Raw genomic sequence first — 12,843 nt, forward strand, 5'->3', positions numbered from 1 at the left:
GCCCCTAGCCCCTGGAATTAGCGGAAAGTACCTAAAAATACATCCCTTTTTTCCAGCATAGGATGCCTTTGAGAAGAGCAGTCGGAGTTCAAAAGAAAAGTTAAAGAAAAAGTTAAAAATGGTAACTCAGGGTTTCCCGGGTTGGAATCGCCTGAGATCTGGAGCCGGGAATGGCCTACGGTCCACCCGCGCCATCGGAAAGCAGAGCTAGAGGAGAGGCAGCTGAAACAGGCGAGCGGCATTTTGGCTGGTTTCTTCTGCCAGTTTTTCCGGCGGGATTCCCAACAGCTCCGCCAAGGTTTGGGCCACCCGCTGCACATAGGCCGGCTCATTGCGTTTGCCGCGGAAGGGGGTGGGAGCCAGAAAAGGGCAATCGGTTTCCACCAAAAGCTGGGATAGGGGCACCTCCAAGGCCGACCGGCGGACAGTCTCGGCATTTTTGAAAGTGACAATGCCGCTGAAGCTAATGAAGCAGCCCAGCTCGACAAACAGCCGCGTCTCCTCCGGGGATCCGCTCCAGCAATGCATCACCGCCCGCACTGGCCCCCCCGTGGCCATGGCCTCCTTGAGGATGGCGTAGGTGGCTGCTGCCGCCTCGCGGCAATGGACGATCAACGCCAGATCCTGCGCTTGGGCAATGGCAATCTGGGCCCAGAAGGATTCTTTTTGCCGCTCGATATCCGCCGGGTTGGACTTGTAGAAATCCAGGCCCGTCTCCCCGATAGCCACCACTCGCTCGTCGCTGGCGGCCAGGTGGGCAATCTTTTCGGCCAAATCGGGCTGCCACTGGCCCGCCTCCAAAGGGTGCAGCCCCACCGACAAAAATACTTCCGGATACTGGTCGGCAATGGCCTGCAACTGGGGGAATTCTGCTGGTGTTACACAAGAATGCACCAAACGCCGGATCCCCGTCTGACGCCAGCGCTCGGCCACCTGGGGCAGATCCGCGGCAAAATCGGGGTAATTGAGGTGGACGTGAGTATCCACCAAAGGAGCAGCAGGTAAGACGGCGGTGCTCAAGGCTCAGCTCCCCAACAATCGTGTTGCCAACCTTATCCAATTGTAAAAGCTGTCCCCGGCCTGCTTGGGATCCCTTCCGGCGCTCCCGTTTGCCGGCGAGATCCCCTTGCGACGGCTCCTGTGGGAGCAGGATGATCCACAATGATTGAGGAAACCTTACGCCGGAGGTTTGTTATGGCCCGTACCCCCTCAACCATGCTGCCTTTGGGCACCCCAGCCCCTGACTTCAGCCTGCCGGATGTGGTGAGCGGCCAAACCATCTCCCTCTCCACCTTTGCCGACAAGCCGGCCCTGCTGGTGATGTTCATCTGCCAGCACTGTCCCTATGTGAAGCACGTGCAAGAGGAGCTGGCCCGCCTTGGCAGAGATTACAAGGATCGCGGCGTCGGCATTGTAGCCATCAGCGCCAACGATGTGGAGAAATACCCGGATGACAGCCCAGAGAACTTGAAGAAGATGGCCGAGACCTTGGGCTTTACCTTCCCCTTCTGCTACGACGAAACCCAAGAGGTGGCCAAAGCCTTCACCGCTGCCTGCACCCCCGACTTTTTCTTGTTCGACGCGGATCGCAAGTTGGTCTATCGGGGTCAACTGGACGACAGCCGTCCCAGCCTGACCGATGTGCCGGTGACGGGCAAAGATTTGCGGGCTGCGCTGGATAACCTTCTGGCCGGCAAGCCCATCGATCCCGACCAAAAGCCCAGCCTGGGCTGCAACATCAAGTGGAAACCTGGCAATGAGCCTGCTTATTTCGCTGGGTAGATCCTGCTTTTTTGAATCGCGGCCAGGGCCTGTCGATGCAAGCTGGGGTTGGCTGCCGCCAACACTTCTCCCGTGGAGGTGCGGGTTAAGGGATCCCCTCGCCAATCGGTAATCACGCCACCGGATCCCTCAATCACCGGCACAAGGGCAGCAAAATCGTAGAGGGCAAGGCCACACTCCATCACCAGATCCACACAGCCGCTGGCCAGCAGGCCGTACTGGTAGCCATCGCCCCCATAGGAGGTAATGTGAACTGCTTGGCTGAGCCCCTGGAAGCACCGTTGTTGGTCGGGTTGGGTGAACAAATCAGGGGTGGTACAGCTCAAGTAGGCGCGGCTGAGGTCGGTATTGGCCTTGGTTTGAGCAGCCTGTCGGTGAGAGGGGGTCATCCATTGGGTAGGTTGTCCCCGCACCCCCAGCCAGCGTTCCCGCAACACCGGCTGATCGATGATGCCCAAAATGGGGCGGTCTTCTTCCAAGAGGGCAATCAGAGTAGCAAAGGTGGGCTTGCCGGTGGAAAAGGCGATGGTGCCATCCAAGGGATCCAGAACCCAAGTATAGAGGGATCCCGTCTGGTGAAAACCAAACTCTTCGCCAAGGATGTTGTGTTCTGGCACTTGGGCCATCAGCAAAGCCCGCATAGCTCGCTCTGCCTCCCGGTCGGCCACCGTCACAATTGGGGAGCGGGCCTCTTTGTATTCGGCTTGCAGTTCTCCGCGAAACAGGGGGCGAATCACTGCTCCGGCAGCATCGGCCAGGGCCTGGGCCAGTTCAATCCACTCTGCCTTGACCACCTTTTGCCCACCCTATTTGCGCGTCTCCCCTCTTAGCATAGAGTAAGGGTTTCCCCCCGGTTATGCGGTCTGGCCTGCTCTTAACTCCTCTGGAATGGCTTTGGACGGCGATTGGGGTCCTCCTGACCATTTTGGGCACCCTAACCCATTTGAGTTTTCCGCCCGGGCTGCCTGGGTTGGGGGGATACAGCTTTTCGCTGCAAATTGGGGGCGTGTTGCTGACGGCTTGTTTGGCGGGGCCGGTGGCGGCGGTGTGCGCCCAGATCGTCTACCTAGGGTTGGGGCTGGCAGGGCTACAGGTGTTTGCCCAAGGGGGAGGGTGGCAGTACCTATACCAGCCTGCCTTTGGCTACTTGCTGGGGTTTCTGCCAGGAGCCTGGGCCTGCGGGACAATTGCTTTTCCGCAACGGGATCCCTATCCTTCTCCTCTGGCCCGCCAACGTGCTGTCGATGGGAAGCGGTTGGCAGGAGGGATCCCTGACTCCCCGGTGGGCCTCCAAGAGTTGGGATCCGGCAGCTTGGTGGCTTTGGCCTTGGTTCACCTGACCGGGATTCTCTACCTTTTGGCCACGCAACCCTGGAACGAGGAGTTGCTGAGGTTGATAGGGCTTTACTCCGGCTATACTCTGCCGGGACAGATCATCGTGGCCAGCTTTGTTGCGGTGATAGCGTTGCTGTTGCGGCGCTTGCTGCTGCTCTGAAGCGGAGGAACCAACTGTGCGCAAAGGCCCATGCAGATTTGGGTCGGGGCGCATCTTTTCTCAAGCTGCAGAGGCAGAAAGTAACTTAGAAAAGTAACTTAGAGCTGTGCCGCTCAAGCGGTGGTACAGATTCTGGTCAAGTCTTGCCAGGATGGATGGGTTTGCGTGAGGAACTGCGGGATGCAACGGACTGCTCTCACCCTTTTGGCCACTGGCCTTTTGGCCACTGGCCTGGCTGCCTGTGGAGATGGCGGCAGCTCAGGGGGCTCGATCCTGCCCCCACCCCAAGGCCCAACGGTTTCGTTTATCAATGCGCCCACCTCGGTGCGGGTGGGCACCTCCACGCCGGCCTTCACGGTGCAGGTGAGTGTGCCGGGTGGTGCTCGTCCAACGCAGTTCCTCGAGCTGGAAACTTTCAACCCCAGTGGCGTGCGCGTGCAAAGGGAATTCTTCAGCCCACAGCAGGCCGGCTGTGACCCTGGGGCCACCTTTTGTAGCTTCAGTACCGATTTCCGCGTTGCCCTCGGGGATCCCATCGGCGTTTGGCAGTTCCGGATTACCGCGTTTGACCAACAGAATCGCTCCGGATCCCAGACATTGCTGATTACCGCCTTCCAGTAGGCAAGCAGAGTTGCCGGTTTTGGGGTGAGGCCACTCACTCTAGAGGGGAATGCCCACCAGCGGGCCGAAGTCCGAACAAGGACTGAATCTTGCTCACCGCTGCGGCTTTCTTCCTGCTTCCACAACCCCTAACCAGCAGCAGCTTGCGTCGCCGCACCGCCGGAGGGATCTCCACAGGCGTCAATTTCCCCAGGGCTAGCGTTCCGCGCCGCCGGTGCGACCGGCAGAGTTCCACAAAAATAGGGCCAGAGGCATGCTCCCTCAAGCGATGAGCCAGTTATCACTGGAGTTCGCAAGCTGCCCAAGGCGGGATCCCCTACTCCAGGTCTCGACGGTTGGGGTTGCGGGAGGGGTCGTTGCTCAAAAAACCAAACACAAAAAGCCCCACAAAAAAGATGACAACCGCGTAAACAGAGATTTTCAGTAACAGCATAGTTTCAGCAACCCGTTTCCGACTGAGTGAACTGATGAAGCGATAAGGCAATCGTAAAACAAGGGTGAACCACCCCAGAGAGGGGATCCCGTCAAACCTGAGACCCCGCAAAACTTCTTCACAACATCATACCTCTCAGAGGGCCTTTTTCCCGCAAATGGCCCCAGTCTCCCCCCGAGAGATCCTTTCATCCCATCCTCAGAAAAGGCTGCAAAGCCCGGCATGTCGGGGATCCCCGGCAAGAGCAGAGATTGTTAAGAAATATGCTGGGCTGGAAACAAAGATTGCAACTCCTCAGCGGCGGCAGCGCTCGCGGGCGACTGGGACATAGGAAGATAGGATTTGTGGCTTTGCCGGGTCTTGCCGGACGTGTGTTGGATTTGCCCATGCCTTTTGATCGGTTAGGTGACTTAGAGGCTCTGGATGGGCGGTCGGAAACTCAGCCGCAAACTGCGTCGGGGATCTATCGGCCTCAGGAGTTGCCGCTTTCCGATGGGATCCCGGCTTTTCTGCACCACTGGCCCCAGGGATCCCCTTGCGGACGGGTGTTGCTTTTGCACGGCAAAGGGGATCACGGCGGCGGGTTTTGCCCTTTGGCCGGCGAGTTGGCTGCTCAAGGGTGGGAGGTTTTGGCGCCTGACATGCGGGGATTTGGTCGCTCCGGCGGGATCCGCTGCTGGATCGACCGTTTCAGCCAATATCAAGCGGATCTGGAGAGGATCACGCAGCAGATTTGGCCGCAGAAAGGGATCCCGCAGATCTGGTGTGGGTATAGCGCGGGGGCCAACTGGGTTACGGAATATGCCCTCGCCCATCCCGGCCAGGTGCAGGGCCTGATCCTCATCTCTCCCGCTTTTCGCATCGACCACTATTTCACCCCTTTGACCCACGCCCTTTTGCAAGTTTTGGACAGGGTTGCTCCCCAGCTGGCCTTAACTGGCCTCTACGAGCCGGCGCGGGTGACTTCCCTACCCGAGCAGCAAGCCGCCTTTGCGGCGGATCCCTACATGTGTGGTGTAACGCGGGCCAGATTCACAGCCGAACTGGCGCGCAGCGGGCAGCGCTGCCTCGACCAAGCCCATCGGCTCTGCCTGCCGGTTTTGCTGCTTTACACCTCCGCCGATATCGTCGTCAATCCTGCGGGAGCTGTGGATTTTGCCCGTCGGCTGCCCCAGGGAGAAATCCACGATTTTCCCCAGTCCCGCCACGATCTTTTGCACGACTGCCAAGCGGAAGCGGTAAAAGAGACCCTTCGCCGCTGGCTGGCTCGGCATTTTCCCTCTGCCCCGGATGTCGCCTCTCGCCGGACGACCAACTCAGCCCCTACCGACCTCATGGCAAAATAGAAACGCCCTCTTTCCTGCTGCTCCCATGAGCCAAGACCTGATCTACCGTCCCCGTCGGCTGCGGCGCACAGAGGCCTTCCGCCAGATGGTGCAGGAAACCCACCTGCGGGTGCAGGATCTGATCTATCCCCTGTTTGTCATGGAGGGGGAGAACCAGCGGCAGGAAGTGGAGTCGATGCCCGGCTGCTACCGCTACACCCTAGACCTGCTGCTAAAGGAGGTGGAAGAAGCCGCTCAACTGGGGATCCCGGCGGTGGCCCTGTTCCCGGTGGTGCCGGAAGAGAAAAAGGATCCCACCGGGCGGGAGTGCTTCAACCCGGAAGGCTTGATCCAGCGGTCGGTGCGGCGGATTAAACAGGAAATTCCCGAGATCTTGGTGGTAACCGATGTGGCCTTGGATCCTTACAACAGCGACGGCCACGACGGCATTGTGCGGGATGGGGTGATCCTCAACGACGAGACGGTGGAAGTTTTGGTCAAGCAAGCCCTCTCCCAAGCAGAGGCGGGAACGGATATTGTGGCCCCCTCGGACATGATGGACGGTCGTGTCGGTGCCATTCGGGAGGCCCTGGACGACCAAGGCTACACCGATGTGGCGATCCTGGCCTATTCTGCCAAATATGCCTCTGCCTTCTACGGCCCCTTCCGCGATGCCCTGGGATCCGCGCCCAAATCGGGAGACAAGAAAAGCTATCAAATGGATCCCGCCAATGCTCGGGAAGCCATCAAAGAGGTGGAGCTGGACGAAGCCGAGGGGGCGGACATGGTGATGGTGAAGCCGGCCCTGGCCTACCTGGACATCATCTACCGAGTCAAGGAATCAACGGATCTGCCCGTGGCCGCTTACAACGTCAGCGGCGAGTACGCCATGATCAAAGCCGCCGAACAAAAGGGCTGGATCGACGGCAAAAAAGTGATGATGGAATCCCTGCTGGCCATGAAGCGGGCTGGCGCCGATATCATCCTCACCTACTTTGCCAAAGAGGTGGCCCTGCTTCTCAAACAAGCCTAGGCAGAGGCAGCCTACGGCCTGGCAGGCGACTGGGTGGACTGCCCGATCCAGGAAGGGTGGGTGTTCTTCTCGTCGTCCGCCACCCAGGTACTGGGATCCACCAAACGCACCTGAATTTGATTGCGTGGCACCCGATTCAGCCGTTCCTTGATCAGGGCCTCCTGCTGCAAGGGATCCATACCTCGATCCACCCCCTCCTGCAGCCGAGAAATCCGAGTGGACAAGACCTCGATATGCCGCTCCAGAACCTGGAGCCGGTGGTGCTGAGCCAACTGCACCGGCAAGAGGCGATACAAACCACTGAGGGCAGCCGCCGTAAACAAGACATTCACCCCGATGTGACAGGCCATCTCCCAGACTTGAGGCTCGTGGCCAGGTTCTTGCCGTCCGCGCCGGCGGGAGCGCTGGACAGGGATCGTCCGCCGACCGGAAATTGGGAGAGAGGAGGGAAACCCTGCCCGAACCAGGGATCCCTGCCCTTGGGAGCGATGCACTCGTGGAGCAACAGAGATGTCCAGCCGCGGCCCAGCAACCTGCTCTGCACGCATAGACACGTGGCGAGCCGGGGTACGGGAAGAAGACTTGGGTGTCACGGGTGAAGGGAAGAAAATAGGGGGACGATGAACCACCTCTGCTGCCAAGAAGCGCAGCTAGGGCCTATTGAAGCCGATTTTTCCAGGTGTGTCAGCTTACTAGCGCAGGAGCCCCGCACTGTACCCGTAGGGTCAGTGTCGGGAGGAATGCGCTTTGATGAAGTACAATGAACTTATGAGCCAAGTCCTGACCGTCTCCTGTAAGCTCAAGGTGTCCCCGTCGCAAGCCGCCAAATTGGACGCGACTTTGGAGGCTTTTGGCCAAGCCTTGAACTGGGTCAACCAGAACACGCCGGAGAAGATCGTCAACGCGGTCAAACTGCAATCCCTTTGCTACTACGAGATTCGAGCTCGGTTCGGCTTGTCCAGTAACTTGGCTCAACAGGTGTGCAGACGGGTGGCAGGCGCTCGCAAAGTGGCGAGACAGCGCAACCGTCCAGTTAAAGAGTTCAAGCGTAGGTTCGTTACCTACGATGCACGTATCTTCTCATTTCGCGAGAAAGACTGGACGGTGTCGCTGACCACGGTTGAAGGGAGAGAACGCTTTGAGCTAGCCATTGGCAACTACCAGAGGGGAATGCTGGCTGGCTCTAACCCCAAATCGGCCACCCTAGTCCAGCGGAAGGATGGCTCCTACTACATCCAGATTTGCGTAGAGAAAAAACCACCCAAGCAACAAGATACCGACAAGGTGATCGGGGTGGACTTTGGAAGGACAGATATTGCCCATACGTCAGAAGGGGACAACTGGAATGGACAGCAGTTGAGCCGAGTTCGAGACCACTACTCCCGATTGAGGGCGGCACTCCAACGCAAAGCCAGTAAGGGCACACGCAGTTCGCGGCGCAGATGCAGAGAACTGTTGCAACGGCTGTCTGGCAAGGAGAGACGCTTTCAGGCGTGGGTCAATCATCGCATCTCCAAAGCTATTGTCTCTAGGGCAAAGACCACAAACAGCGCTATTGCCCTGGAAGACCTGACGGGGATCCGGGAAAGGGTCAATCAACAGCCACGCAGCAAGACAGAGCGTAGGCGGGCCAACAGTTGGGCGTTCTACCAACTGAGGCAGTTTCTGGGATACAAGGCGAGAGTTGCGGGGGTGACTGTGGTGCTGGTGCCGCCCGCCTACACCAGCCAGACCTGCCACAAGTGCCTGCACATCCATCCCGACCCTGCGCAATCCTACCGCAGTGGTAAGTCGTTCAAGTGTGGACACTGTGGATGGGAAGGGGATGCGGACTTTAATGGTGCGAATGTGATTGCGCTTTTGGGGGCTGTCGTAAACCAGCCTAGAGGTTCGGGCCTGTTTTGTTCTCTGGTAGAGCAAAGCAGGCTCAGGGCTGCTGAAAGCCCGCTCCGTACCGCTTAGCGGTCGGAGTCGGGTAGTTTACGCTTTGCCGCAAAACATTTTTATTCTTGGGCTTTCTTGGGCTCTGCCACTTCGCCAAGCTCAGCAAACGGATGGCGGGATCCCAGGCAATGGCCAACGCGGGGCAGGAAACGCGCTAGGCTAGAGGTTCGAATAGCGGAAAGGCTCTGCACCGTTCAAAGGACAAGGGCGGCACAGGGCTTGTGCAGATGCAAGTCGGATCCACATCATGCGCATTGTCATCACGGGTGGAAGTGGTTTTATCGGGCGTCGCTTGGTGGCCCGTCTGCTGGAGCAAGGGGATCAGGTTTTGGTCTTGACCCGCCGCCTGGAGCAGGCCCGCCGCATTTTGGGGGAATCCCCCAACCTCAAGCTGCTGCCCTACGATCCCTACCAACCGCAAGCCTGGGCAGCCGCCCTGGAAGGGTACGAGGGGATTGTCAACTTGGCCGGAGAGCCTTTGGCTTCTTCTCGCTGGACAGAGACCAAGAAAAAAGAAATCCGTCGTAGCCGTGTGGAAACCACCCAGGCCCTTGTCCAAGCCCTCGCCTCCCTCAACCAAAAGCCCCAGGTGATGATCAGCAGCTCGGCGGTGGGTTACTACGGATCCCATCCAGAAGGGGATCCCCTGACGGAGACGGATCCCCCGGCCCAAGATTTTCTGGCAGAAGTCTGTCAAGCTTGGGAAGCTGCCGCCCGGCCGGTTGAGGAATTGGGGATCCGTTTGGCCATCGTGCGCACGGGGATTGTGTTGGGGCCGGATGGAGGAGCGCTGGGGCAGATGTTGGCTCCCTTCCAATTTTTTATCGGCGGAACGATCGGCTCCGGCAAACAATGGCTGTCTTGGATCCACCGCGAGGATTGGGTGAGCTTGGTCTGCTTCCTGCTGGGGCAGGGATCCGGAGTGTTCAACGCCACCGCTCCCAACCCGGTGCAGATGGAAGAGTTTTGCCGGACGCTAGGTCAGGTTCTGGGTCGCCCCTCTTGGCTGCCCGTGCCGGAGCTGGCCCTAGAACTGCTGTTGGGCGAGGCAGCTCAAGTGGTGCTGACGGGGCAAAAGGTGATCCCGCAAGCGGCTTTGCAGATGGGCTTTACCTTCCAGTACCCACACCTGAAAGAGGCATTGCGACAGATCCTCCTCCCGCCTTGACTTCGTGCCGGAGCTTATTCTTCCGTGAAATCGGCTTCCACCACCCCTGAAGCAGAGCCGGGAACAGCTTGCGCCGGAACCGTTCGCGCCGCCTGGGGCACTTGCACAATCTGGGGCGTAAAGATGAATAGGTTGTACACCGTGTTGCGGCGGATGTTGTCCATCATCTCCAGGAACAGCTCGTAGCCCTCGTTCTTGTACTCGATCAGGGGATCCTTCTGGCCGTAGCCTCGCAGGCCCACAGCTTCCCGCAGCGCCTCCATCTGCTGCAGGTGCTCCCGCCAGAGGGTGTCCACCTGTTGCAACAGGAAAAAGCGCTCCGCCTTCCGCATCAAACCGGGCTCAAAGGTATCCAGAAAAGCCTCTTTGGCCTCATAGGCCAGCTCTGCCTGCTTGATCAGGTAGTCCAAGATCTGCTCGTAGGAGAGATCCCGCAGATCCTCAACCTTGAGGTTCTGCTTCAAGAGCGGCACAAACTCCTGCATCTTGGCAGTCAGCTTGTCGATTTCCCACTCTTCCGGGGGCAGCTCCGGGTTGACATGAGCCCGCACAATCTCGCCGACGGTTTTGCGCACGTAGTCGAGGATCTTGGTCTTGAGGTTCTCCCCCTCCAAGATGCGCCGCCGCTCCGAGTAGATGGCCCGCCGCTGGTTGTTCATCACCTCGTCATACTCGAACACCTGCTTGCGCATGTCGAAGTAGTACACTTCCACTTTTCTCTGCGCGTTCTCCAGGCTGCTGCTGAGCAACGGGTGCTCAATGGGCATGTCCTCTTCCACCCGGAACATGTCCATGAGCTTGGCTACCCGGTCGCCACCGAAAATCTTGAGCAGGTTGTCTTCCAAGCTGAGGAAAAACCGCGAAGAGCCGGGATCCCCTTGCCGCCCGGCACGACCCCGCAACTGGTTGTCGATGCGGCGGGATTCATGGCGCTCCGTACCGATCACGTGCAGGCCCCCCAGCCTCACCACCTCTTCGTGCTCGGCCTCGGTAATTTTTTCGTACTCGGCTTTGATGCTGTTGTAAACCTCCCGCAGTTGCAAAATCAGCGGATCCTGCACCGGCGCTTTCTCCGACGCCACCGCAATAAGATCTTCCACCACCAGCTCCGGCAGACGGTTCAACCCGTACTTGGTCACCGCTGCCGCCACCACTTCGTCCAAGGCTTGGCTGGTGCGGGCCGACAGCTCACAGGGGTAAAAATTGGGGGAGACCACCGTCCAGGATTTTTTCGGCTTGGGTGTTGTCCCACCAAATCCTTGGCCGCCTCCCCGTCCTAGCATCTGAACGGATCCCAAGGGGTTGTCGGTGTCCAATTGGGCCAGCTTGGGCATCAACCGTTCCCGCAGCTTGAGGCGAGCCATGTACTCCGCATTGCCTCCCAGGATGATGTCCGTGCCTCGCCCGGCCATGTTGGTAGCAATGGTTACGGCACCTTTTCGCCCCGCCTGGGCAATGATCTCCGCCTCCCGCTCCACGTTTTCCGGCTTGGCGTTGAGGAGGTTGTGAGGGATCCCCATTTCCTTGAGCATGGCCGAGAGGCGCTCGGATTTCTCCACGCTGGTTGTCCCCACCAGTACCGGTCGCCCCCGCTCATGCATCTGGGCAATTTCCTCGGCAACCGCCTGCCACTTGCCCCTTTCGGTCTTGTACACCAAGTCGGGGGCATCTTTGCGGCGGATGGGTCGGTTGGTGGGGATCACCGTGACTTCTAGGTTGTAGGTTTTGCCGAACTCGGCCTCCTCGGTGCGGGCCGTGCCCGTCATGCCAGAGAGCTTGGGATAAAGCAGAAAAAGGTTTTGGTAGGTGATGGTGGCCAGGGTTTGGCTCTCGCTTTGAATCGGCACCCCCTCCTTGGCCTCCACTGCCTGGTGCAGCCCATCGGACCAGCGACGACCGGGGAGCACCCGCCCGGTGAACTCGTCGACGATCACCACCTCTTGGTTGCGGACGATGTAGTGGACATCCTTGATGAAGAGCTCTTTGGCCTTCACGGCGTTGAAGACAAAGTGCGCCCAGGGATCCTTGGGATCAAACAGGTCAGAGACTCCCAGCAACCGCTCGGCGGCTTCAAACCCCTCGTCGGTAAGGATGACGTTGCGGGCTTTTTCATCCACCTCATAGTGTTCATCCCGGATCAGCTCCCGCGCCACCTGGGCTGCCCGCAGATATTTTTCGGAAGGACGAGCCACTTGGCCGGAGATGATCAGGGGAGTACGGGCTTCATCAATCAGGATCGAGTCCACCTCGTCGATGATGCAGTAGTTAAAGGGCCGTTGCATCACCTCTTTGATGTCGGTGGCCATGTTGTCCCGCAGGTAGTCGAAGCCCAGCTCGCTGTTGGTGCAATAGGTGATGTCGCAGTTATAGCTGCGGCGCTTTTCTTCGGGCGACATGCCCTCTTGCACCAGACCAACCGTCAGGCCCAAGAAACGGTGCACCTGCCCCATCCACTCCGAGTCGCGCCGCGCCAAGTAGCCGTTGACGGTAACGATGTGAACCCCCTTCCCAGTCAGGCCGTTCAAGTAGGCAGGCAGGGTGGCGACCAGGGTTTTCCCTTCACCGGTTTTCATTTCGGCAATCTGGCCTTCGTGCAGCACCATGCCGCCGATGAGCTGTACGTCGTAATGGCGCAAGTTCAAGACCCGCTTGGCAGCCTCCCGCACCACGGCAAATGCCTCCGGCAAGAGATCGTCCAGAGATTCTCCTCTGTCTAAGCGCTGGCGAAACTCCGTGGTCTTGGCCTTGAGCTCCGCATCCGAAAGAGAGGCGATCTCGATCTCCAGTGAGTTGATCAGCTTGACGACAGGACGGTACTGCCGGATCTTCCGATCGTTGGGATCCCCAAGGAGCTTTTGTAGGGTTTGGAGCATGGGCAAGCCTAGGCCAATGAAGGACATTGATTGATTAACGATGCAATTCTACCATTTTGACTTGGCCGGCCAGGGAGAGGTTGGCCTGGATGAGCTGAGAGCAAAACACCAGAGCCATCGGATAGATGAGGAGAGCCGGCAGTTACTTGCAGTCCGCGGCGAGAAAATG

General features: G+C 58.9%; 12 protein-coding genes. 7 read left to right on the forward strand and 5 right to left on the reverse strand.

Features of this window, described 5'->3' with window-relative positions; all coding sequences use genetic code 11:
* Positions 1–207 precede the first annotated feature (207 nt).
* Positions 208–987, reverse strand: a complete 780-nt coding sequence (locus ACVWVQ_RS07180; RefSeq protein ID WP_457393310.1) for a TatD family hydrolase — start codon at positions 985–987, stop codon at positions 208–210.
* 207 nt (positions 988–1,194) lie between these two features.
* Between ACVWVQ_RS07180 and ACVWVQ_RS07185 the strand changes: the two genes are divergently transcribed.
* Positions 1,195–1,782: a thioredoxin family protein gene (locus ACVWVQ_RS07185; protein WP_041437584.1), complete on the forward strand. Its 588-nt coding sequence runs from the start codon at positions 1,195–1,197 to the stop codon at positions 1,780–1,782.
* On the opposite strand, the gene ACVWVQ_RS07190 is transcribed toward ACVWVQ_RS07185, so the two are convergent.
* Positions 1,767–2,576: an inositol monophosphatase family protein gene (locus ACVWVQ_RS07190; RefSeq protein ID WP_457507643.1), complete on the reverse strand. Its 810-nt coding sequence runs from the start codon at positions 2,574–2,576 to the stop codon at positions 1,767–1,769. The genes ACVWVQ_RS07185 and ACVWVQ_RS07190 overlap by 16 nt on opposite strands.
* 62 nt (positions 2,577–2,638) lie before the next feature.
* Here ACVWVQ_RS07190 and ACVWVQ_RS07195 point away from each other — a divergent pair, with 62 nt between their 5' ends.
* Positions 2,639–3,277: a biotin transporter BioY gene (locus ACVWVQ_RS07195; RefSeq protein ID WP_457507645.1), complete on the forward strand. Its 639-nt coding sequence runs from the start codon at positions 2,639–2,641 to the stop codon at positions 3,275–3,277.
* Positions 3,278–3,457: 180 nt separating this feature from the next.
* Positions 3,458–3,898, forward strand: coding sequence for a hypothetical protein (locus tag ACVWVQ_RS07200; RefSeq protein WP_457507646.1), 441 nt, complete (start codon positions 3,458–3,460; stop codon positions 3,896–3,898).
* A gap of 316 nt (positions 3,899–4,214) precedes the next feature.
* On the opposite strand, the gene ACVWVQ_RS07205 is transcribed toward ACVWVQ_RS07200, so the two are convergent.
* Positions 4,215–4,331: a photosystem II reaction center protein I gene (locus tag ACVWVQ_RS07205; protein ID WP_011434021.1), complete on the reverse strand. Its 117-nt coding sequence runs from the start codon at positions 4,329–4,331 to the stop codon at positions 4,215–4,217.
* 350 nt (positions 4,332–4,681) lie between these two features.
* On the opposite strand from ACVWVQ_RS07205, the gene ACVWVQ_RS07210 reads away from it, so the two are divergent.
* Both ACVWVQ_RS07210 and hemB read left to right on the forward strand, forming a co-directional pair.
* Positions 4,682–5,677: an alpha/beta hydrolase gene (locus ACVWVQ_RS07210; RefSeq protein WP_457507648.1), complete on the forward strand. Its 996-nt coding sequence runs from the start codon at positions 4,682–4,684 to the stop codon at positions 5,675–5,677.
* 25 nt (positions 5,678–5,702) lie between these two features.
* On the forward strand, positions 5,703–6,689 hold the full coding sequence (gene hemB, locus ACVWVQ_RS07215; RefSeq protein ID WP_414331419.1) for a porphobilinogen synthase: 987 nt from the start codon (positions 5,703–5,705) through the stop codon (positions 6,687–6,689).
* Between the two features lie 11 nt (positions 6,690–6,700).
* On the opposite strand, the gene ACVWVQ_RS07220 is transcribed toward hemB, so the two are convergent.
* On the reverse strand, positions 6,701–7,237 hold the full coding sequence (locus tag ACVWVQ_RS07220; RefSeq protein WP_414344726.1) for a slr1601 family putative cell division protein: 537 nt from the start codon (positions 7,235–7,237) through the stop codon (positions 6,701–6,703).
* Positions 7,238–7,457: 220 nt separating this feature from the next.
* On the opposite strand from ACVWVQ_RS07220, the gene ACVWVQ_RS07225 reads away from it, so the two are divergent.
* Together ACVWVQ_RS07225 and thyD are read left to right on the forward strand one after the other, a co-directional pair.
* The gene (locus ACVWVQ_RS07225) at positions 7,458–8,651 is read left to right on the forward strand and encodes an RNA-guided endonuclease InsQ/TnpB family protein (protein ID WP_457507650.1); all 1,194 of its coding nucleotides are present in this window, start codon (positions 7,458–7,460) and stop codon (positions 8,649–8,651) included.
* 229 nt (positions 8,652–8,880) lie between these two features.
* The gene (gene thyD, locus ACVWVQ_RS07230) at positions 8,881–9,801 is read left to right on the forward strand and encodes a thylakoid membrane protein ThyD (RefSeq protein WP_457507652.1); all 921 of its coding nucleotides are present in this window, start codon (positions 8,881–8,883) and stop codon (positions 9,799–9,801) included.
* Positions 9,802–9,815: 14 nt separating this feature from the next.
* Here thyD and secA read toward each other — a convergent pair whose 3' ends face one another.
* Positions 9,816–12,674 (reverse strand): preprotein translocase subunit SecA, encoded by a 2,859-nt coding sequence (secA, locus tag ACVWVQ_RS07235; protein WP_457507654.1) that lies wholly within the window; start codon positions 12,672–12,674, stop codon positions 9,816–9,818.
* Positions 12,675–12,843 lie beyond the last annotated feature (169 nt).

The organism is Thermostichus sp. MS-CIW-36 (assembly GCF_054059035.1).